The organism is Fervidicoccaceae archaeon (assembly GCA_038734945.1).
Taxonomy (GTDB): Archaea; Thermoproteota; Thermoprotei_A; order Sulfolobales; family Fervidicoccaceae; genus ARK-14.
Map to the genome: position 1 here is coordinate 1 of JAVYOA010000001.1, position 21809 is coordinate 21809.

A 21809-nucleotide genomic window follows, 5' to 3' on the forward strand; every position below is an offset into this window, starting at 1 on the left:
GACCATCATGCCAAGTGGCATTGGTTCTCAGCTTAAATACGTAGCAGCCACATGTGGTGTTTACATAATAGCTCTCTGCCAGTCCCGGAACCAAGTTCAGGTTATTGTCGAACCTAAGCAGCGTGTCATAGATCTGTGCCTCCACCAGCCCTGCATATAGCGCACTATTGAGAGCCAGGCTTGTTGGCTCAGACGGTACTGCAATTACAAGGGTTCCTCCAACCTGTATGGCTCCAACACTTGGAAACAAAATCAAGAGTGCTATGAAGGTGGCTGTAGCCGCTACCTTCACTGCATTTCTTGTAGCTATATCAGTGCTCATATTTATTCTACACCTCACATGGAGTGGTTTTAAAAATATCTAGAGGAACTAACGAAAGAAACACAAACATATAAAAGTATCTTCTAATTTCAGAGGAAAACAGTGGGATTCGTAGTATTGATAATTATTTTAAACATGAAAATTAAAAAACTAATAAGTTTTTTGAGAATAACACTTTTAAGTCTAAACAATTAACCGATTCTAAAATCGTGCGCAAACCTTTGTCCAAAAGAGAGAGATTGAGATGAGTGAGTTCCTCCTCGAAGTAGATAAGTTGAGCATCAGTTATCTCATGGGAAAGAACAAGTTCAGGGCTCTGAAGAATATCAATATGAAAGTTAGGAGAGGAGAAGTAGTTGCGCTAGTTGGGGAGAGCGGCTCAGGGAAAACTACCCTAATAAGGAGCATTATGAGGGTTCTACCAAAATCCGCAATCATTGAAGAAGGGAAAATTCTCTTTGAAGGCATCGACATTCTGAAACTTAGTGAAGAGGAGATGCTGAAAATAAGAGGGAAAAAAATCACTATGGTCTTCCAAGATCCAGTGAGCCATCTAAATCCCGTCATGACTGTTAGAGAGCAAATTGTGGAATCCCTGATGCTTCACAGAAGAATGACAGAAAAGGAGGCTGAGGAGGAGGCGCTCAGACTCCTATCGCTTATGCGCCTGAAAGATCCGAAAAGGGTTCTCTCCCTATATCCTCACCAGCTGAGCGGAGGGATGGCGCAGAGAGTGCTAATAGCAATGGCTCTCTCCAGCAATCCCTCAATGCTAATTGCAGATGAGCCTACTTCTGCTCTTGACCCAACAGTCCAGGTCAGGATTCTCTCCCTCTTGAAGGAGATTCACGAAAAGGAAAATCTGACTGTTTTGATTGTTACCCACGATCTCTCTGTTGTAGCGTACATGGCTGACTATGTTTATGTAATCTATGGCGGAAGGATTATGGAATCGGGAAATGTTTTTAGATTGTTTAAAAACCCAGTGCACCCCTATACTCGCGAGCTTCTGCTAAGCCTAAGCGGAAAAGCAAATGGAGAAAGTGCAAGAGCAATAAAAGAATTTTCTGAAGATGGATGTCCATTTGCTCCAAGATGTCCACTTGCAGATGAAAAATGCGCTGCAGGCTTTCCTCCATATATTGAAATAGGAGATGGTCTGTATGCCTGCTACAATGCCGATAAGGGGGGATTTGTATCTTGACCGGAAGCAAGGTTCTCCTTGAAGCCGTTCAGCTGAAAAAATACTTCAGGGAATCCTCGTTTCTTGGAAAAACTGTTAAAGTAACGAAAGCGGTGGATGGTGTGTCCTTCAATGTTGAGAGGGGTGAAAAATTCTGCGTAGTGGGGGAAAGCGGCTCGGGAAAAACTACTTTAGCAAGAATAGTTGCTGGACTGCTTGACTATGATGAGGGGGAGCTGAGGCTTGATGGAAAAAGCTATAGAGAGCTGTTGAAAAAGGATAGAAGAGGCTTTAGAAGAAAAGTGCAAATAATATTTCAGGATCCCTATTCTGCCACCAATCCAAGAAAGAGCGTAAGAGAGATACTTGAGAGACCTCTTAAACTGCATGGCATAGAGCACACAGAAGAAGATCTGCTCCGCCTGCTGGAATCCGTAGGTCTAGCTCCAGCCAGCGAAATCATTAATAGAATGCCTTGGGAGCTCAGTGGAGGGCAGAGGCAGAGGCTGTTCATTGCAAGAGCACTGTCACTGAACCCTGAGCTGCTTGTAGCAGATGAGCCTGTATCGATGCTTGATGTTACAGTAAGAGCTCAGATTCTCACTCTCCTGAATAGGCTATACAGAGAAAGGAAGATGTCGATAATGCTCATATCGCACGACATGCTTACTGTCAATGCTTTCTGCGACAGAGTAGCTGTAATGTATCTGGGAAAGTTCGTGGAAGTGGGGAAAGCAGAGGAGCTGTATTCCCATCCAATTCATCCATATACAGAGCTTCTCGTAAGCTCAACGCTCAAACCAAATCCGGAGGAGAGAGAGAAAATTGAGCTGCGTGAGAAGGATGAAGCCTCAGCTATTCCATCCATAGGATGCAGATTCTACCCAAGATGCCTGTATGCTATTGAAAAGTGCGCAAAGGAGGAGCCCGATCTCCTTGAGGTATTACCTGGAAGACTTTCTGCTTGTCATGTTAGAAATGGGGGTAAAGTAAAGTGAAAAAGTTCACATTGTTCGTGCTCAAGAGATTCATAGCTGCTGTGTTGGTCATAGTTGCTGTGGTGCTCATTTCATTTTTTGTTATAAATTTAGCTCCAGGTAATCCCGCAGTTATGCTTGCAGGTGAAGCAGCTTCCCCCGAATACATAAAGGAAATAGAAAAAGCATATGGATTCGATAAGCCGATAGAGGAAAGGCTGGTCATATACCTTGAACGTCTCTTTGTAGGGGATTGGGGATATTCTACATATTATCAAGCACCTGTGTTGAGTGCAATTTTGAACAGGCTTCCCGCAACTCTTCTGCTTATGCTGACCGCTCTGACTATTGCTATTTTTGCAGGGGTATATCTAGGTGCAATCACTGCTGGGAGGGCATTCACAAAGTTAGATACTGTGATCAACTATCTTGGTCTGGTGTTCTATTCATTTCCAGCATATTGGTTAGCTCTATTGCTTGTGCTTCTCTTCTCCCTATATGTTCCTCTCTTTCCAACGGGAGGTATAATTGATATAGGGATTGAAGGAGTTTTCCAAAAAGTAATCAATGTGCTTTGGCACATGGTCCTTCCAGTTTCTACCTTGGCGCTCATATTCATGGCCTCATATTTGAGGCTAACAAGGTCTGTAATGATTGATGTCCTTTCCTCGAACTACATATTCACAGCCATAGCAAAGGGATTGCCGAGGAAAAGAATAATTTTCAAACATGCTTTGAGGAACGCTCTAATTCCAGTAATCGCCATGGCTGGAACTCAATTCGGTCAGGTCATTGCTGGGGCTGTGCTTACAGAAACGATATTCTCTTGGCCTGGAATTGGGTCGCTTCTAATTCAGGCAGTTACCTTTAGGGATTATCCGCTTGTGATCGGCATTTTCATAATGACTGCTATTGCTACCTCTGTATCGAATTTTGTTGCTGACATACTCATGGCGAGGGTTGATCCAAGAGTTAGAGCTAAGTTGATGGGGTGAAAATGAGACATGAAGATCGGAACAAAGCTTTCGGCTCTTGCTAAGCCAAGGAATCTCTTTCCTGCTGCCATTCTAGCAGTTGTCTTCATATTTGCAGTGTTCGCTGAGTTCATAGCTCCATATCCGCCTCTAAAGACGGGGGTAGGTCCTGTTCTTTCCCCGCCATCGCTAACTTATCTGATGGGCACCGACCAAGTTGGCTCTGATATATTCAGTCAGGTTGTATATGGAAGTAGAACAGCGCTATATGTAGGCTTTCTATCTGGATTCATTGGTCTCGCCACAGCTCTTCTTCTTGGTTTACTTTCCGGTTACTATGGAAAGATGATTGATATGATAGTCATGAGAATCGTTGATCTTTTCCTCTCAATTCCTGTCTTCGTTTTCATGATAGTGCTGCTTGTAGTTTTTGGAAGCAATATTAACAATATAGCCCTGATTCTAGGTTTCTTTTCATGGCCTCTCATGACTAGGGTTGTTAGGTCACAAACGCTTTCAATTTCTGAGAAGGAATTCGTTGCTGCTGCCAAATCAATAGGAGAGAGGGATCTATATATATTGTTCAGGGAGATACTCCCAAACGTGTGGCCCTCGGTCATTCCCCTCTTCATGATGACAGTTAGCGGGAACATAGTAGCAGAGAGCGGAATAAGCTTTCTGGGATTGGGAGACCCGAACATTGCAAGCTGGGGAAAAACCTTGGCAATGGCCAGCAGAGCTTTCTATGCTGGATCATGGTGGGGAATCTTTTTTCCAGGATTGGTCCTAACTCTGACAATAGTATCACTGAATTTGATCAGTGACTATATTGTTAGCATCTTAACCAGAACAGAAAAGTAAGCTGACCTCATCTTGTCCAGAGAAGAGGCTTTTTGGTTTGAAATACAGCAATTTAACTTTTTGTCTAAAAAAGTTCCGACAGTTTTTTAAGCAGATTCGGAAATGATGAACTTTGGTGGAAAAAATGAGCGATGATGAGACTTATGTTGAGCTTTACGGAGAGCTCATATCGCTTAAGGAGCTTGCGATCTCCTCACTTATCTCAACAGTTCTAGCATTTGCCCTCTATTACATCTCTCCATATGCAGCTCAAGTGCTGGGGATGCCTAATTTGGCTAGTGCCTTGAAGATAACCCTTGGTGCAATAGGAGCCAGCATAGGCTTCTTCCTATCGGTGCCTATAACCAGGGTAAAGAGGGTGATTGAGGAGGATTGATCGTGGACGCTGTTCTATTTGCCCAAGCAGCTTTGCTGTCTGTCGTTTCCTCAGTGATATATATTTTTATAGGGATTTTGCCTGGAACAGATGAAACTGCTACTATGGCCCCGATAGCTTTGGCATTAATGCTGGCTGGGCTCGATCCTCTGCTCGTTCTCGCGTGGTTCATGGCATCGATAGTTGCTTTCAAGATAGGTGATGCTGTTCCTGTCGCCCTAGCAGGAATACCTGGTGGTGTCATGGCTGTCCCTCAGGTTCCAGATGCTCTTGTTGCTAAGGAAAACGGGCTCGCTGATGCACTGCTCAGAAAGGGAAATGCTGCTGCCCTTATTTCCTCCATTGTTGTAACTCTCTTTGTCCTTGGTGTTTCATACGCTATAATGCCTATAGGAGCCTGGCTGAACTCTCAGGACATAGTCCTTGGAGTGAAAGTATACAGGTGGTTCTGGCTAATCCTTGTTGGAGTCATAATACTAGCATTAACATCAAAAAACAAATGGCTCTCTGTATTGATGATACCATCATTTGCCATACTTGTACAGGGAGTGAGGGGGGTATACGGGAAAACCGTCTCGATAAGCCTTTTCCTTGGAATAACCATCGGCCCAATGTTATTTGAGCTGTTCAGAGCTCTGAACAAGGAGCTGAGAAAGCGGATGGAAAAGAGAGGAGTAAAAGAAGTCAGGCTGGCAAAGATAGGAAAGATTTCGCTCAATCCCTTATCTCATATAAATAAGGAAGAGCTGCTGCATGTGCTGATATGGTCTCCGTTGTCTTCTGTTCTTGCGACAGTCATGTCTCCTGTGGGACTTACAATACTAATAGGAGACACGCTAAGAGAAACCAAGAAGGACAGGCTTCAGGGATCACTTCTTGCTTATACAGTTAGAGAAGGGGTCAAGTTGGGGACATATGTAGGAGGGACCTTGATACCCCTATTGGTGATTGGGGCTGCTACAGGTCCGATGAGTGCTGGCCCTGCCGCTCCATTCTTCCAGACAATCCAGAGCATTGGAATGCAGCCCTACAAATACATTCTATCTCACTACAGTTATGGGGAAGTTGCTGCTATGATTCTCTTCTCCGTTATCATATCCTTGCTTGTCGCATATCCTCTAATCGTTAAATACTCCAGGTCTCTAACTCTTCTGGTCTTCAGAAAGGTTTCCGCCGAAGCTCTGTATGGGCTGTTTATTGCCATAGTTCTCCTGCTCGCTTACTATGATGCTGGAATTCCCGGAATATTTGGAATGCTCCTGGTATCGTTGATATCTGGAACTTTGAGCACATTAGGAGTATCTCTCGGTGTGCTCTTCATGGTATTAGTTGGAGCCCCAACTATATCTGCCCTTTTGGCAGCCCTGTGAGGTAACCGGAAATGAGGGTTTCAGCATCCGCTCCTGGAAAAGTAACGCTGTTTGGAGAGCATGCTGTTGTCTACGGATATCCAGCACTGGTAGTTGCAATAGAAAAGCGGGTACATGCTACAGCAGAATCCAGAAATGATAATGTAATAAAGATAAGTGCTCGAGATCTCAGAGTTCCAGGCATTGTGATTTCCTATATAGGAAACGAAGTTGTGCTGGAGACTGACTATGGAATGGTTCTTCCCGCTATAGCTTATATAAATAAGGCAATTGAGCTAACTTCCAGATACTTAGGAATTAAGAAGGGCATAAACATAGAGATAAAGTCGGAAATGCCGGTGGGAGCTGGTCTGGGAACATCAGCAGCAGTAGCTATCTCTACCATAGCAGCATATGCAGCTGTCAACGGCTATGAATTGAGCAGGGAGGAAATAGCTAAAATTGGATGGGACGTTGAAAAGGAGGTGCAGGGAATTGCTTCTCCCATGGATACATCCATAACATCAATTGGAGGATACTTGAAGATAAAATTTGAGAGGGATAATGTTGAGAGGCTACCTATTAAGGTAAATAGAGAGCTTCCTCTCATAATAGGTTATGTAGAGAGGGAGGCCAAGACAAGGGATATGGTTGCAATGGTTAAGGAAAGAATGACTCAATATCCGGAAATATACGAGAGCATTATGAGGCTAATAGGAACTGTGGTCAATAGAGCTGAGCTCTCTCTAGAAAAGGGCGATTTAAGGGAGCTCGGCTTTCTCATGAATTTGAATCACTCCCTCCTAGATGCCCTGGGAGTTTCAACCAGGAGACTCAATGAACTGGTTCATGTAGCAAAGGACTCCGGAGCCTATGGAGCAAAGCTAACCGGTGCTGGAGGAGGCGGCTGTGTTATTGCTCTTGTTCCAGAAAAGCAGGAGATAGTTGAAACTTCGATGAAGCTTCACGGTTCCTTAGTAATCAGAACAAAGCTAGGAGCGGAGGGCGTCAGAGTTGATTCTGTGGAATGAGGATCTCTAAAATAAAATGTGCAGGACAAAGCTGTGGTATCTACTGAAGCTTGGAGAGGATTTGCGGGAGCTCCGTCAAAGCTCGCACTATGACTGCTTTTTTTCCTATATGTATTGCTCTCTCAACTTCTCTCCTTATAAGTACAGCAGAGACCCCCGAGAGTAGGGCCCCAGCCAGATCATTTTCGAGGGAATCGCCTATGTGCACTAGGTCCTCCACCTTGCAGTTCAATCTCTCAGCTATTGCCTCGAAAGCCCTCTTGTCCGGCTTCTGGACTCCTGCTTCATCGGAGAACAGGGAAGCATCGAAATATTCGAGGAGATCATTTCTCTCGAGTATATACCTGGTTACCATTCCTGGCCAGAACATGACGTTTCCCAAGAGCCCCATCCTATAGCCGAGCCCCTTCAGCTCTCTGACTGCGATCTTGGCATCCTCAAAGGCCAGCTCTTCTATCTCTCTCTTCCTTAGAATTCTGACAAAAGCTCTGAAGAGCTCCTCCTCGCTCATTCCGAGCTCCTTGGAAAAGACCGCAGCTGAATCCAGGATGGGGCTCCTGAATGCTCCTTCTAGCCTCAGAGCAAGTGCTTTCCGGTAAGCTGAAAGAAGGAGATCTCTCACTTCGTTGGCATCCCTACTGTAGGATTCAGAGATCTCTTCCGATAAGAGCGAGTAAAGCTTTTCCAGATCCAATAGGGTATTCCATATATCAAATGAAAGACATTTCAAGGGGCTCCCCTTTCATCAACGAACATTTTTTGTTCCATATCTGCTTATAAATTCGTCCAACATTCTTTTTGCCTCAAATGGAGACTGCACTGGCTTGGGAGGATGCTTCATGTAGTAGGCGCTGGCCTCCTGAATGGGACCAGAAAGTCCATTGTCCAGTGCAACCTTGGCCAGCCTTATCAGATCCATCATCGCTGCAGCATACATGCTCTTGTCATCTACCTTGAGCTTTACATCGAGCTCAACCGGGAATCCCAGAAATGATGTTGCCTTTATATAGATGTAAGCAATTTTTGTGTTCCCTAAGAATGGTACCCAGTCGCTGGGGCCTATTCTGATTCTCTTGGACTGAATTATCTCTGTTGGATTCTTGAGCGTGTGTGCTACAGCACTGGTTTTGCTCTCCCTCTTGCTCATCAGCCTCTCCTCTTCTTTCATATTCAAGAAATCTGTGTTTCCTCCTATGTTCAGCTGATAAGTTTCATTGACTGTTAGCCCCCTTTCTCTCATGAGAGCGGTCAGCGAAGAGTGAAGTATGGTAGCACCAAACTGTCCCTTTATGTCATCGCCGAGAAGAGGCAAGCCTGCTCTCCTGTACTTTTCCTGCCATTCTCCCTTTGGATCGCTAGCAATGAAGACAGGCATACCATTTATGAAGGCTGCCCCTGCTCTTAAGGCTGCCTCTGCATAAAATCTAGTTGCTTCCTCGGATCCTACTGGAAGCATGTTTATTATTATTTCTGCCCCTGAACTCTTCATGGCAGCTACAATTTCATCCATTGTTATATTTCTTCCGTGCGGCATGAAGATATCTCTCATGTGCTCCGCTACACCATCAAGGACTGGGCCTGCAATGACCTTCACTCCAGTCTTCGTATCGTCGATAAGTCTTGGAAAGATGTTTGGTCCTTCGAATATAGCTTCCCCAAGATCTCTGTTTATTTTTCTCACATCTACATCTATGGCCAAGACGAAGTCTATGTCCTGTATTTTATATCCGCCAATTTCTTCATAGAGAAGCTCTCTAGTTCTGCTCGGTTCCTTTTTAGAAAGAAGCACCCCCTGCACTATTGCTGAAGCGCAATTTCCTATTCCTATTAGACCAACTTTGATTTTTCCCATGGCTCTCACGTATAAATTTTTTTATATGAAACTGCATTTGATTTTCTTGGTCCAATTAAAAAACTTTTTCAGGGGAAAAAAATGAATGGTTTTGAAGCATCAAGGGCATTTGAGAGGTTGAGAAAAAAACTCGAGGGGGAAGTTCTCTGGATATATGTCTCCAATTTGCTTATGAATGGAAGAGGCCTCAGCGTTGTTGAGCTGAAGAGAGAACTCAATGAAAAGTTTCTCATATCTGTTAGAACTGTATATCTATATACAGTGCTCTACAGGATGGAGAGGGAAGGGCTCTTAAGGAGGGAAGCCAGGAAAAGTGGGGAGAGCATTTATTTCTTGACTGAAAGAGGGAGAGAAGTATATGAGAAGGGCATAGAGTATTTGAAGAATAAGCTCCAGCTGCTTACTGCTAGGCAATAACATTGGAAATTAAGAGAGGAAGCTCCTTGCTATAAGTTAGCTCCTCAGAGGTCTTTTCGAACACAAATATATGTTCGTGCTTAAGGAGAAGGAAGTCCTTGTTCCTCTTCATCCAAGGTATTGTTCCAATCATGTTGTGTTGAACCTTGATTATGTGCTCTTTCAATGTGAACCCAGCCCTGAGGAACTGAAGCATAACCATATACCCAAGAGGAATTATGTGCTTCTTTTTCCTCGCATCTCCTACCATAATTGCTGCAACTTTCCCTGTCTTGAGGATTCTGTAGATTTCCCTGGCTACCTCACCCATAGCCCTCAAGTATTCCTCTAATTTCATTCTAGAGAGATCCCCTTCTCCATTGCTAGAATCTGAAGAATACTTGATGATCCCTGCATATGGCGGATGCCCTGCGACAAGCTCCACGCTCTCATCATCAATCAGATCCAGGTTCCTTGCATCCCCCCTGTACAGCTTTACCCTTGAGCTTTCATTCAAGATCGGTTCTATCCTGCTCCAAGCCAGCATAACGGAATCTTCGTTTATATCTATTCCAATGCATTTTCTCTTAAGCAATATGCATTCTATGATTGTCGTTCCAGAACCCATGAAGGGATCCAGTACGGTTTCCCCCTCTTCTGAATATAGAAGTATTAAGTTCCTGGCAACCTGTGGAGCCCAGTTCCCTCTATAGGAAGCATTATGCTTATGCGTCGCCCATTTTCCCCTCTGCGGAAAGCTCCATACAGTTGTTCTCTCTGCTTCAAATGATTCCGGCTCCAATACTTTTGGCTTAGGAACTCTCAGAGAAAGCTCCTTTCCTCCTATGTTTATACTCTTTCTTGTGCTTTTAAAGAGAAGAAAGTCCTCGTGTTTTATTTCCTTCATTCCCTCATGTAGCTTTAATATCTCTCTCTGCAATCCTTCTGCTTGTAACTCAGATTCCACCATATATCCCTGAAAAAAGAGTATACATTATAAAAAGGATCAAAAAGGAGAGGGCGAATAGAAATTTATTCTTCAATCGCTTCGCGATCATAAGGCTTTCCGAGAGATGCTGGCATCTCAGCCCTTCTCGACGTGTAAATTAGAATTGCCAAAGTCACAATAAATGGGAGCATAAAGAGGAGCTGGTATGGAATATTTATCTCCATGGCTTGGAGCGTGTAAACCAAAACCTCAACTCCAGCAAATAGAAGTGAGCCAAAGAGTATAGGGAGAGGACTCCATTTCCCAAAGATTGTTATAGCTATTGAAATCCATCCTCTTCCACTAACTATTGTATTTGTATAGATTCCCGTGAATCCAAGAGCTAGATAAGCACCAGCTAAACCCATTAAAGAGCTTCCTAATAGAGTGAATAGGTGCCTCATTAGGAAAACATTGATGCCTAAAGCATCTGCTGCTCTTGGGTTCTCTCCAATGCTCCTCAGCTTGAGGCCTATGGGTGTGCGAAATAAGATGTAATGGGTTATTTTAGCTATAGTGTTTGTAATATACATGCTTTTTTAAAAAATTAGGGAGAGCTCATGCTCCTCACTCCTGCTGAAGCTATAGCAAGAAGTTCGATCAAGCTAAGAGCGCTTAATGCGTTTTCGACTACGAATTCGACTGTTAATCCATCTATTCTTTTTGCCCAAGGGAGGTACTCGGCAACGTCTGCATAGCTCGTATTTTGAAAAGTGACATCCAGAGTTACAGGCTTTTCCAATGCTATTATTCTTAGTTCCCCTCTCTTTGCCGCCTCAGCAGCTTCCTTTGAGGCTTTCCTAATTTCCTCAATCAATGTCACCATAGAAGGACTCAATGAGGCATATCTCCCAATTGATCTCTTGAGAGGGACAAAAATAGACCATGGAGTGAACTTTCTGACTTCCGGCTCCAGAGCGCTATCTCCTGCTACAAGTCCTACTGGGATCCCCATCTCGCTGAGGGCAAGAGCATTTATTAGAAATTCGCTGCATAAAACTTTGTTTATCTCGACTTTATGTATTGCGCTGCCACTATATGTGTGATCAAAAGTTGCGTTCTTTGTACCGAAACCAGCATGATATCCAATGAAGAAGGCTACAGAGCTTCCTTCCGCACCGGAGATCATGGATTTGAGCCTCGGATAGCCCCTAACTAGGATAGTTCCATTTGGAAGCTCGAATGGATCTACATTCAGCATTTCTCCATGACTATCTGCTACCACAACCTCATCAAATCCATTTTCCAGGAGGGTTTTAGAGGCTTCGGAGACGAAGGCTGTAGCTATTTTCCTCCCCTCGCTCCAGAGGGGTCTATCGTGAGATAGCTGCGCTCTATGAACTATGTGAGGCAAACCTTCCAGATCAACAGATATGAAGGCTCTCTTGACCATTTTTCTACACCCCTGCGAAAATCATAATGGATAAAATTAAAGTTTATTGCAGAATAGATACTTGCCTAACTTCAAAAGATTGTTGACTATATGCTTTTAAAAGAACCTTTCAGCATTCAAGCATTTTTTAATTGATAAATATTCATAATAACCAAATTTGACAGAAAATCATTTTTGGTGTGTGTATTGCTCAACGAGATAAACAACCTAATACAGGAGGCAGATGAAAAGCTGGAAGGAAAGATTCACAGAACTCCCCTTGACTATAGTGCTACATTTTCAAAAATAAGCGGGGGAAAGATCTACTTAAAGCTGGAGAATCTGCAGAAAACGGGCTCGTTCAAGGTGAGGGGAGCCCTATTTAAAATAATGAGAAACCTCGATATAGCGAAAAAAAGAGGAGTTATTGCAGCATCTAGCGGGAATCATGCTCAGGGTGTAGCATATTCCTCATCAATTATGGGAGTTCCCGCAACAATTGTAATGCCTGAGATAACTCCTCCATTCAAGGTAAATGCAACTAAATCTTATGGGGCCAATGTCATTCTTCATGGTACAGTATATGATGAGGCCTACGGCAGGGCCCTGGAGATTTCTAAGGAGAATGGAGCCATGCTAATTCATCCATTTAACGATCCAGAGATAATTGCCGGTCAGGGAACTATTGGGGTAGAAATTCTTAGGGCGCTCCCTGATGTAGATGAGGTGGTCGTTCCGATAGGAGGAGGAGGCCTGATATCTGGAATAGGGACTGCTATAAAGATGAGGCGCTCTAATGTGAAGATTATTGGTGTTGAGCCGAAGGGGGATCCCAAGTATTTCCTCTCGAGGAAGATGGGAAGCATAGCAAAGGTTGATCCCCAACCTAGCTTAGCTGATGGTGTAATAACGAAGTCAGTTGGAGACCTTACTTTCAATATTATGAATGAGGTTGTTGATGATGTCATAACTGTAAGTGAGGACTCGATAGCTAGAGCCATTTACCTTCTTATGGAGAGAACAAAGTTAGTTGTTGAGGGAGCAGGTGCTCTGCCTCTGGCTGCTCTGCTGGAGGGTGGTTCCATAGGAAAGGGGGGCAAAAAAGCTGTTCTTGTGCTAAGCGGAGGCAATATCGATCTCACGACCCTGTACAGGATAATACTCAGGGGTCTTTCAGCTGATGGTAGAATAGTAGAAATAGATCTTGTTCTGAGGGACTCTCCGGGAGAGCTGAAAAAAGCACTAGAAGTCATATACAAACATAGGGGAAATATTCTTGAAATAAGACATGACAGGATGGGGTTAAAGCTACCACCAGGATATGCGAGAGCAGAGCTCATAGTTGAACTACCAAGCAAGGAAGAGGAGCCAGAGGTTAGGAAAGAGCTCGAAAGAGCTGGCTTCATGCTGTCTTAGCATCCATAATTTTTATCTCTAGCCAAAAAACTCATGTTGGAGTTGCTATGGAGAATTTTGATAGCTTTATGTTCGCCATGAGTCTTGAAGAGCAAGGCCTTCAAACGAAAGAATAGGGGGAAATTTTTTTATTGTGAAGAGCGCAAGTTATGACAGTTGCTTGAAAAAAGGGGAAGCTGAAACAGAGATGGCCCGAAGATTTGAGCAGTCCTTCAAAGCATTGCTTGGAAGATCTTCAAGAAAGTTAACATATGCCGCACTCAGCATTGCTGTGGCTTTCTCAGTCCTGAAAGGAACGCTGGTCTACTTTGGAGAATTGCTATTCGCTTCCTTCATGCTCTTCATATCGAGGAATAGTGCTCTAAATCTGAGAAGGATATTGACTATATCATCTGTAATAGTTGCTACAGCAGCTATGATTGAGCTAGTTCTATTCAGACCTCCTTTTTCTCTATTTCTTCTAGTTCCCTCTATCACTTCCGTCATACTTCTGTCGCTATCACCCAACAGTTTGATCTATGTGCTGCCATTCATAATTTCATCTATAATCTACAGCAGGATAAGCGAAAAAGCTATGTTAGGGAGCTTCATTCTGCTTCTAGGAGCGGTTTTTCTAAAGCATATATCCAAGAAATTGGCTTATGGTACAGATCCATTTTATCTTTTTAGCTCCATGATTGAAACTCTATTTGGAGAAAGCAATTCATTTGAAAGGGTTTTGAAGAGCTTGTCCGAGGACAAGGAAGTTGAGGTATATCTATTCAAAATAGATGGAATCTCTCCTATACTCCTAGTTGTATCTAATGTTCATCCTGGCCCATTTAGGAATGTGAGTGGGGCGAAGCTCGTTAGATTGCTCAGAAATAGGCTGAATGAACGTGGATACAGGCTTGTATTCCTTCACGGCATAGGGAGTCATGAGAATGATCCTGCTACAAGTGAGGATGTAGAGAGTCTCATAAAGAGCATTGAGTTAGCTCTCGATCAGGGCAGCTGGATGAGCTGCAGAGGGGAAGGGATCAAGCCATTTTCTCTAGAAATGGAAGATATTAGGGCAACAGGCTTTAGTCTGGGAAGCTGTCCTCCTTTGCTTCTCATATCGAGAAAAAACAGCTCTATGGATGACTTACCAGGTTTTTTGGCGCAGAAGGCCAAGGATGCTGGAGTTATACTAGTGGACTCTCAGAACAAATTCGAAGGAGAAGTTGACTGGAGCTCTAAGCACATTAATGACCTTCTTTACCTTATATCTCAGATTCCAAAGGAAAAATGCAAGCCGAGAATAGGATACTCCTCCGTGAGTACTGAGGAGCTTGATCCTTCAGGCAATGAAATTGGACCGCTGGGAATGAGCGTAATAACGATAGAATGTGAAGGCCAGAAGGCTGCCTTTGTAGTTATAGATGGAAACAACATGAGAGATGAGATGAGAAGAGCATTGGTTGATGCTGCAAGATCTGCTGGATTCACCATTGTTGAAGTAGCCACTACGGACAACCATGAGAGTACAGGAAGTTCGAAGGGAAGAGGATACAAAGTTGTGGGAGAAACAATACCTGCCTCCAAGGTTGTGGATGCTCTGCTCAGATCATTAAAGAGGGCTGAGAGCGAGGAATCCGAGAGAGAGGTTGCTTTTCATGTCCTTAGGCTCAACATGAGCGTAGTAGGGGAAAGGGGTATGGGACTATTTGAGAGAATAGTTGATAGATTGAAAATTTTTGAAGCTCTTATATTTGGCTATCTTGCGATAGCTTTGATAGTATCTCTTTACATGTAAAGGATCTGCCTTTTCTTTTCGAAAAAAATGAATATATACAAAAAAACAAAAATAATATGATTCAAATTAATTAAAATCGGTGATAGAATTGGAAAGACTGAAAGAGTTCAGTGAAATGTTAGCAGTTGTCCAGAAAGAGAATCCGGAAAAAGTAGCAGCTTTCATGGAGCTGCTGGAAAAGGTCGAAAAGAAGGGAGCTCTTGATGTGAAAACTAAAGAACTCATTGCATTGGCTCTTGGAATAGTTAAGCACTGTGAATGGTGCATATCTTATCATGTTCACGAGGCACTAAACGCTGGAGCCACAAGAGAAGAGGTTCTCGAGGCTGCTTGGGTAGCCGTGCTCATGGATGGTGGTCCTGGATTGGCACACCTCGTTCCAGTCCTAAAAGCTCTCAACGATTTTGCCAAACAGAAATGAGACTCTCTTCTCCCAATTCCTTTTTTCAAAATTTATTGTTTCTTTTCAGTTTCAAAGAAAATGCACAAGGAACAGATGAAGTGAAAAAAGAAATTTTTGGGGCAATGTATAAAGAGAGTCTGCCTACTTCTTCTGAAGCTTCTCGACTTCTGCCTTGCTAAGTATTCTATAAATGGTTATTCCGGTCTCAGGGCTCTTTCCCCTAACAGCAACTCTTCCATTCTTCAGAGTCACAATCTCGGGGTTCTGAAGCTTTACCTTCTTCCTAGCCTTTACATCAAACGCTTCGAATTCCATTCTTCATGCACCTTGTGAATGTTTGTGAAAATATTCCATGCGTGCTTATATAAACATATTTCCAGCTTTATGAAGCAAAATGCTTTATTTACCTTTTAAATCTCCAGCATTTTCAAGCTCAAAGCAAGAAAAAAGAACAAAACTTTTTCCAAAAATTTCTTTCTATATGCGAAATATTGTAATACCATTTTGAGATTATAGGAAAAATTAAGTTGAAGTACTACGCAAGAATGATAGTTAGTATTCCAAAACCCGCAGAAGTAATACAGGAAATACGCCAGTCGCAGCGAAAGAAATTGAACAATGGCTCTATTCTTTCATGATATCTTTCTTTTTCCTTTCCTTTCTTCCTCAATGAGCCATCTCACTGGAACAAGCTGCTTGACTCCTCCCCTCAGCCATCTTGCTACAGTTATGGGGAGAACGCCTTCTTCGAGCTCCTTTTCAGCAATATATATTGGGTCTCTTGGAACAGATGTCAGGTCTATGAAGGGTGGGGCTCCAAAAGATAGCTGAAGCGCCCTTGCGCTTATTATTCTGGCCCGCTCGAATCTTGTAAGTTTTTTCGGTGGAATAACTTCATCGATGCTCTTGGGAATCACAAAGCTCATGCTAACGCCCCCAAAAAGATATATGGAACAAAAATAAGGTTTTTTAAAGAAGATTAAAAAGTTTTTAGAATTCGGGCATCTTCGGGGTTGATCCTTCTTCTCCTTCCTTGCCTTTCTCCTTTTCTTTCTTAGGAGGCTGAGCTGCGATGAGGTCATCTATCTTCAATATCGTAATAGCAGCCTCGATAGCACTCTTGATTGCCTGCTTCTTAACAATTATTGGCTCAATTATGTTCTCCTCGAACGTGTTCTCAACAATTGTTCCAGTTATCGCATTTATTCCTGCCTGTACCTTTCCTTCACTGTGCATTTGCCTCAGCTTCATGAGAGAGTCCAGAGCGTCGAGACCGCTGGTCTCGGCAAGTATCATTGGAACGGTCTCAAGAGCATCAGCAACGGCCTCCACTGCCAGCTGCTTCTTTCCACCCAGAGTCATGGCGTACTTTCTCAGCTGCAAGGCAAGCTCTATTTCTGGGGCTCCTCCTCCTCCTATGACCTTTGGATCTTTCATGACGTTCCTGAGCACATGTAGAGCGTCGTTTATGCTTCTCTCGGCCTCATCAAGTATTATGTCGTTTGCTCCTCTGAGCAATATTGTAACACTCTTGGCATTCTTGACCCCCTCAACGAATACCATCTTGTCGTTGCCAACCTTCCTTTCCTCTACCAACGCGGCCTCTCCGAGATCCTCAGGCTTCAGGTCTCTTATGCTAGTCACTATCCTTCCTCCAGTTGCTCTCTCGAGCTTCTCCATGTCGCTCCTCTTGACCCTCCTCACAGCAAGGATTCCCTTCTTAGCGAGGAAGTGCTGGGCTACGTCATCTATTCCCTTCTGGCATATAACAACGTTTGCTCCGACCTCAGCTATCTTGTCGACCATTTCCTTGAGTAGCTTTGTCTCCTCGTCAAGGAATGCTCTCATCTGCTCAGGGCTCGTGATGTTTATTTTAGCTGATATCTCAGGTTTCTTTATCTCGAGTGGGGCATCTAGGAGAGCTATCTTAGCATTCTCCACTCTTCTTGGCATTCCAGGATGAACAACTTCCTTATCGAGAACTGTTCCTCTCACAAGTATTGAATCTGTTAGTGACTCTCCCTTTTTCTTCTCTATCTTCACGTTATCGAGTCTTACATTGAAACCTCCTCCGTTCTCTATTGGCTCTGCTACAGCCTTTGCTGCCTCCAGTATGAGATCGGAGAGCTTCTCAAGCGTTGCTCCGCTTCCAATGTACTTGCTGGAAATCGAGGTTTTGATTAGCCTCTTGAGCAGTTCATCATCCTGAGTTGGTACCTTTATAGCTATATTGTCAAGTATCTCAATGGCTTTGTGAAGCGCGCTGGAATAACCTTCCATTATAAGTGTTGGGTGAATGTTTTGATCGAGGAGAAATTCAGCCTTCTCAAGTAAGCTTCCTGCCAAAACAACAGCAGTAGTTGTTCCGTCTCCCACTTCGGCATCCTGAGCCTTGGCAACTTCCACGAGCAGCTTCGCTGCAGGATGGTTCACTTCCATTTCCTTTACTATTGTCACACCGTCATTTGTTACAGTAACATCTCCAAAGCTGTCTACCAGCATTTTGTCGAGTCCCCTGGGACCCAAGCTAGTTTTTAGTATTTCAGCGAGTACTCTCGCTGCCATTATGTTTGCTCTCAGAGCATCTCTACCCGTTGTTCTCTGTGTACCTTCTTTAAGAATCAATACAGGAACTCCATAGCTCATTATTATATCACCTCAGGTGCCAATCAAATGGCTGGACTCTAAAGTGAGTTCAACTATGATCATAAAATCTACTTCTATAAAAACTTTTCGATCTTCGGAAAATTCTCCTCAAACCTACTTGCCTTCCACTATCCTCCTCCTTCTACTTGAAAAACGTCTATAGCATCGAACGTTATTCTGTCATGCTCTGACAGCCTGGCATTCTTTCCTCCTCTGAACGTGGCAGCTTCTCCATTTATCACAACGATTATCCCAGCTCTTGGTTCGCCGTTTTCCTGAAATAGAGCTGAAGCTTTAGAACCCAATCTGGTTCTAATCTTATCGTAGACGTCGGAGAGCTTATCGACATCGTTAATAGTTATTTCCTTTTCCCCTACAATATCTATTAATCTTCCATAGAATCTTACTGTAACTGAGGCCATTCTGCTTAGCCCCGCTTTTCCTCAAACTAAAAGTATGTTGGCACTTATTTAAAAAGTTTGATTATAAAAAAAGAAAAATAATTTATATATCGATGACTCTGCAATAAATTCATTTGCTTACCAGGTGAATGTTCTTGAGTGCAAATCAGTTCAAAATAATAGGAAAGCCTGTGCCACCGCCCGATCTTTATGAGAAGGTGACAGCTTCTGCCCAATACGTCTTTGACATGGAATTCCCTGGTCTTCTCCATGCAAAGCTGGTAACTTCAAGAGAGCCGCATGCGAGAATAAAGAATGTGGATTTCAGTAAAGCCCTGCAGGTTCCTGGAGTAGTCACAGTTGCCGTAGGAAAGGATTTTCCCTATAGACTTGGGATCTACGTGGGAGATAGAGATATCTTGGCCATAGACAAGGCTCTGTGGGTTGGTCATCCAGTTGCAGCTGTTGTTGCTGAAAACGTGAGGGCTGCTGAGAAAGCAATTGATTTGATTGAAGTTGAATATGATTCTCTTCCCCCTGTCTTTGATCCTGAAGATGCAATAAAGCCAGATGCCCCGATACTTCACCCTGATCTTGGAAAGTACAGGATCTCTCCAGCATTCAAGCCGATTCCTGGCACAAATATAGCGAATCTGTTCAAGCTTCAGAAAGGGCAGGGTGAAGCGGCTATAGATTCAGCTGATGTTGTTATTGAGAGAAACTTCAAGATACCGTTCATAACACATGCATATATGGAGACATGGAACACGATTGCTCACTATAAGGTAACTGGGGACGTGGAGATTTGGACCAGCAGTCAGTCGCCCTATGCTCCAAGGTACCTAACAGCCATGAGCCTTGGAATACCTGTTGGTAAGATCAAGATAAGGATCCCCTATGTCGGAGGGGGGTTTGGAGGAAAGGCTGGAATATTGAATGAGCCCCTTGTTGCAATGCTCTCAAAGAAAGCAGGCTATAAGCCAGTGAAGCTAACCATGTCGAGAGCTGAGCAAATGAAGAGCATGCCAATAGTTGCAGGATATAGAGCAAAGGCAAAGATGGGGTTCAGAAAAGATGGGAGAATAGTTGCCTATTCGGTGAGATTTCTATTCGACGGTGGAGCCTTTGCAGACTATGCAGTAAACGTTGCCAGGACAGCTGGATACGCATGTACAGGAGTTTACGATATGCCAAACGTATACTGCGAAAGCATAACTGCTTATACAAACAAAGTACCAACAACTGCCATAAGAGGATTTGGATATCCTGAAAACCACTGGGTTCTTGAGAGAATGATGGATATAGGTGCCAAGGAGCTTGGACTAGATCCTCTGGAGATCAGAAGCAAGAACTTCCTGAGAATGGGTGACCCATCTTCAACTACTGGCTATGGAACCCCGATGAGGGCTGACCAGGGAGATCTTCCTGGAGTCATGAGAACTTCGGCTGAGCTCATAGAGTGGGGGAAGGAGCCTGAGCAGCCAAAGGAGCCCTGGAAGATAAGAGCTAAGGGGATAGCAGTTAGCTTGAAGGGGCCTAGTCAGCCTCCAAACGCTGTAGATGCAGCCATAATAAAGTTCAATGAGGATGCAAGCGTAGATGTAATGGTGGCAACTGGAAACTATGGACAGGGAACAGTCAATGCCCTCAGAATGCTTGTAGCTGAATACTTCGATCTTCCTCTTGAGAAGGTTCATATATCATGGATGAACAGCACAGAGTGGAACCCATATACCTGGCAGACTGTGGGAAGTAGAAGCTTGTTTACCGTAGGATCAGCACTTCTCGAAGCCGCTGAAGATGCCAAGAGACAGATCTTGGATGTTGCAAGTAAAGTTTTGAAGGTGAAGCCCGAAGAACTCGAAATTGCCGATGGCAAGGTGTACGTCAAGGGTGAGCCATGGTCGTCTGTGCCACTAACCGAGATTGTTATGGGATACACGTTCCCCAATGGTCAAGTATACGGTGGGCCAATAATAGGAAGAGGAAAGCACTATCCTGCTGTGCTAAGCTACCTTGATCCCGATACTGGGCAGGCCCTTCCGATTAATACGGAGACTGGTCATTCCGAGCCAGGACATGTTACTGTTTTCTACACGTTTGGTTCAACAGCTGTTGAAATCGAACTAGATCTCCTCACTGGAGAGGTAAAGGTCCTGAAGGCTACTCAAGTCTATGATTTGGGGAGAGTGATCAACCCATTGACAGCAGCTGGACAGGCATATGGAGGTCTCGTTATGGGGATGAGTAGGGCTCTGTTTGAGGAGATCATATTCGATGATACAGGTGGGGTGGCCAATCCTAACTTCAGCTTCTATTATATAGCCAGAGCTAAGGATGTTCCAGATGAAGTGATGGTCAAGTTCCTTGAGACGCCTCAAGCCAATGGACCTTTTGGTGCCAGAGGATTCTCCGAAAATGTGATGATAGCTGTCATACCCGCTATAGGCAACGCCATACAGAGAGCAACTGGAGTTGAGATAACCGAGCTCCCACTCACTCACGAGAGAGTTTGGAGAGCAATCAAAGAGCAGAGGCCGGACCTAATAGAAAAAGCGATTAAAGCGCTCAAGGAGTGGAAGGGGTGAGATGAGATGTCTGCACCTTACTTTACCCTGCCAGAATTCAAGTATGTGAAACCAGGGAGTCTAGATGAGGCATTGAAGTTGCTGAAGGAGAACGAGGGGGCAGCAAAGATAATGAATGGTGGAATAGGTCTCCTCGGCTTCATGAAAGAGAGATTGCTTGAGGCTCAAATTGTAGTGGACATAAAGGGAATTCCCGAATTGAAGAAAATTGAATACATTCCTGGAAAGGGTCTCCTTGTAGGAGCAACAGTCACTGCCAATGAAACTAAAGAGTTCCTGGAGCAAAATCCCGAGCTGAAGGAGAAATATAGAGCTTTGTATGAAGCTGCTCAGGTCATGGCCGACGCAATAATAAGGAACAGGGCTACTTTAGTTGGAAACATATTGGAAGGCTTGCCCTATGTTGACATACCAGGACCAGCTGTTTTGTTTGATGCCGAGGTCCATGCTGTGAGTGCAGAAGGTGACAGATGGCTTCCTGTAGATGGGTTAGTTCTTGGACCAGCAACCACCAACCTGCTTCCGACGGAGATCGTTACGGAAATTCTATTTAGGGAACCTCCTGTAGGTGGAAGGTCTACCTATGTTAAGATGCAATCGAGAACTGAATACGGAATAGTCAATCTCTCTGCTCTCATTGCAAATCCAAATGATCCTGGGAAGAGAGATGTAAGGCTCGTGGTAACATCTGCTACGCAGCTTCCCTACCGCGCAAGAGAATTTGAGGAGAGGCTCAAGAGAGCAGAGAGGATAGAGGATGTACTTGAAGGGGAGGTTGATAATATGATAAGCAAGTTGGATGTAATAGAGGATCCGTATGCAAGTGCAGAGTTCAGAAAGCATCTGATCAAAGTTTTGACATTGAAAGCTATGAAGACCCTTCTCTCAGGTGAGTGA

The 21809-nt window shown here is 43.9% G+C and carries 23 protein-coding genes; 13 read left to right on the forward strand and 10 right to left on the reverse strand.

Annotated elements, in window-relative coordinates; translation table 11 throughout:
- On the reverse strand, positions 1 to 322 hold a 322-nt coding region (locus tag QXR92_00005), incomplete at its 3' end, for a hypothetical protein (protein ID MEM0318395.1).
- 244 nt (positions 323 to 566) lie between these two features.
- Between QXR92_00005 and QXR92_00010 the strand changes: the two genes are divergently transcribed.
- The 7 genes from QXR92_00010 (at position 567) to mvk (ending at position 7073) form a co-directional block, all read left to right on the forward strand.
- Positions 567 to 1526 carry an ABC transporter ATP-binding protein gene (locus tag QXR92_00010; protein MEM0318396.1) on the forward strand — a complete coding sequence of 320 codons (960 nt, stop codon included), beginning with the start codon at positions 567 to 569 and terminating at the stop codon, positions 1524 to 1526.
- Positions 1523 to 2503, forward strand: coding sequence for an ABC transporter ATP-binding protein (locus tag QXR92_00015; GenBank protein ID MEM0318397.1), 981 nt, complete (start codon positions 1523 to 1525; stop codon positions 2501 to 2503). Before QXR92_00010 ends, QXR92_00015 begins: the two co-directional genes overlap by 4 nt.
- The gene (locus QXR92_00020; GenBank protein ID MEM0318398.1) at positions 2500 to 3477 is read left to right on the forward strand and encodes an ABC transporter permease; all 978 of its coding nucleotides are present in this window, start codon (positions 2500 to 2502) and stop codon (positions 3475 to 3477) included. The genes QXR92_00015 and QXR92_00020 overlap by 4 nt, the downstream gene beginning before the upstream one ends.
- 9 nt (positions 3478 to 3486) lie before the next feature.
- Positions 3487 to 4317 (forward strand): ABC transporter permease, encoded by an 831-nt coding sequence (locus tag QXR92_00025; protein ID MEM0318399.1) that lies wholly within the window; start codon positions 3487 to 3489, stop codon positions 4315 to 4317.
- A gap of 124 nt (positions 4318 to 4441) precedes the next feature.
- A complete protein-coding gene (locus QXR92_00030; GenBank protein MEM0318400.1) occupies positions 4442 to 4693 on the forward strand; it encodes a hypothetical protein in 252 nt (83 codons plus the stop codon).
- A 2-nt stretch (positions 4694 to 4695) separates the two neighbouring features.
- Complete coding sequence (locus QXR92_00035) at positions 4696 to 6063, forward strand: tripartite tricarboxylate transporter permease (protein MEM0318401.1); 1368 nt, start codon at positions 4696 to 4698, stop codon at positions 6061 to 6063.
- 11 nt (positions 6064 to 6074) lie between these two features.
- Positions 6075 to 7073, forward strand: a complete 999-nt coding sequence (gene mvk / locus QXR92_00040; protein ID MEM0318402.1) for a mevalonate kinase — start codon at positions 6075 to 6077, stop codon at positions 7071 to 7073.
- 40 nt (positions 7074 to 7113) lie between these two features.
- Here mvk and QXR92_00045 read toward each other — a convergent pair whose 3' ends face one another.
- A complete protein-coding gene (locus QXR92_00045) occupies positions 7114 to 7803 on the reverse strand; it encodes an HAD family hydrolase (protein ID MEM0318403.1) in 690 nt (229 codons plus the stop codon).
- Positions 7804 to 7818: 15 nt separating this feature from the next.
- Positions 7819 to 8925 (reverse strand): inositol-3-phosphate synthase, encoded by a 1107-nt coding sequence (locus QXR92_00050; GenBank protein ID MEM0318404.1) that lies wholly within the window; start codon positions 8923 to 8925, stop codon positions 7819 to 7821.
- 81 nt (positions 8926 to 9006) lie between these two features.
- On the opposite strand from QXR92_00050, the gene QXR92_00055 reads away from it, so the two are divergent.
- Positions 9007 to 9342, forward strand: coding sequence for a hypothetical protein (locus tag QXR92_00055; GenBank protein ID MEM0318405.1), 336 nt, complete (start codon positions 9007 to 9009; stop codon positions 9340 to 9342).
- Here QXR92_00055 and QXR92_00060 read toward each other — a convergent pair.
- The 3 genes from QXR92_00060 to QXR92_00070 all read right to left on the reverse strand — a co-directional run bounded on the left by QXR92_00060 (position 9332) and on the right by QXR92_00070 (position 11702).
- Positions 9332 to 10288, reverse strand: a complete 957-nt coding sequence (locus QXR92_00060; protein ID MEM0318406.1) for a DNA methyltransferase — start codon at positions 10286 to 10288, stop codon at positions 9332 to 9334. The genes QXR92_00055 and QXR92_00060 overlap by 11 nt on opposite strands.
- A 65-nt stretch (positions 10289 to 10353) precedes the next feature.
- Positions 10354 to 10842, reverse strand: a complete 489-nt coding sequence (locus tag QXR92_00065; GenBank protein MEM0318407.1) for an ABC transporter permease — start codon at positions 10840 to 10842, stop codon at positions 10354 to 10356.
- Between the two features lie 14 nt (positions 10843 to 10856).
- Positions 10857 to 11702, reverse strand: a complete 846-nt coding sequence (locus QXR92_00070) for a M55 family metallopeptidase (GenBank protein MEM0318408.1) — start codon at positions 11700 to 11702, stop codon at positions 10857 to 10859.
- A 186-nt stretch (positions 11703 to 11888) separates the two neighbouring features.
- On the opposite strand from QXR92_00070, the gene ilvA reads away from it, so the two are divergent.
- The 3 genes from ilvA to QXR92_00085 all read left to right on the forward strand — a co-directional run bounded on the left by ilvA (position 11889) and on the right by QXR92_00085 (position 15295).
- A complete protein-coding gene (gene ilvA / locus QXR92_00075) occupies positions 11889 to 13097 on the forward strand; it encodes a threonine ammonia-lyase (protein MEM0318409.1) in 1209 nt (402 codons plus the stop codon).
- A 187-nt stretch (positions 13098 to 13284) separates the two neighbouring features.
- Complete coding sequence (locus QXR92_00080) at positions 13285 to 14874, forward strand: DUF2070 family protein (protein ID MEM0318410.1); 1590 nt, start codon at positions 13285 to 13287, stop codon at positions 14872 to 14874.
- Between the two features lie 88 nt (positions 14875 to 14962).
- A complete protein-coding gene (locus QXR92_00085; GenBank protein MEM0318411.1) occupies positions 14963 to 15295 on the forward strand; it encodes a carboxymuconolactone decarboxylase family protein in 333 nt (110 codons plus the stop codon).
- A 123-nt stretch (positions 15296 to 15418) separates the two neighbouring features.
- On the opposite strand, the gene QXR92_00090 is transcribed toward QXR92_00085, so the two are convergent.
- The 4 genes from QXR92_00090 to QXR92_00105 all read right to left on the reverse strand — a co-directional run bounded on the left by QXR92_00090 (position 15419) and on the right by QXR92_00105 (position 18345).
- Positions 15419 to 15592, reverse strand: a complete 174-nt coding sequence (locus tag QXR92_00090) for a hypothetical protein (GenBank protein MEM0318412.1) — start codon at positions 15590 to 15592, stop codon at positions 15419 to 15421.
- 317 nt (positions 15593 to 15909) lie between these two features.
- A complete protein-coding gene (locus tag QXR92_00095; protein ID MEM0318413.1) occupies positions 15910 to 16203 on the reverse strand; it encodes a DNA-directed RNA polymerase subunit K in 294 nt (97 codons plus the stop codon).
- A 64-nt stretch (positions 16204 to 16267) separates the two neighbouring features.
- The gene (gene thsA / locus QXR92_00100) at positions 16268 to 17923 is read right to left on the reverse strand and encodes a thermosome subunit alpha (protein ID MEM0318414.1); all 1656 of its coding nucleotides are present in this window, start codon (positions 17921 to 17923) and stop codon (positions 16268 to 16270) included.
- A 128-nt stretch (positions 17924 to 18051) separates the two neighbouring features.
- Positions 18052 to 18345, reverse strand: coding sequence for a MoaD/ThiS family protein (locus QXR92_00105; GenBank protein MEM0318415.1), 294 nt, complete (start codon positions 18343 to 18345; stop codon positions 18052 to 18054).
- Positions 18346 to 18479: 134 nt separating this feature from the next.
- On the opposite strand from QXR92_00105, the gene QXR92_00110 reads away from it, so the two are divergent.
- Both QXR92_00110 and QXR92_00115 read left to right on the forward strand, forming a co-directional pair.
- Complete coding sequence (locus QXR92_00110) at positions 18480 to 20912, forward strand: xanthine dehydrogenase family protein molybdopterin-binding subunit (protein MEM0318416.1); 2433 nt, start codon at positions 18480 to 18482, stop codon at positions 20910 to 20912.
- A gap of 6 nt (positions 20913 to 20918) precedes the next feature.
- Entirely contained in the window at positions 20919 to 21809 is an 891-nt protein-coding gene (locus QXR92_00115; protein ID MEM0318417.1) for a xanthine dehydrogenase family protein subunit M, read from the forward strand.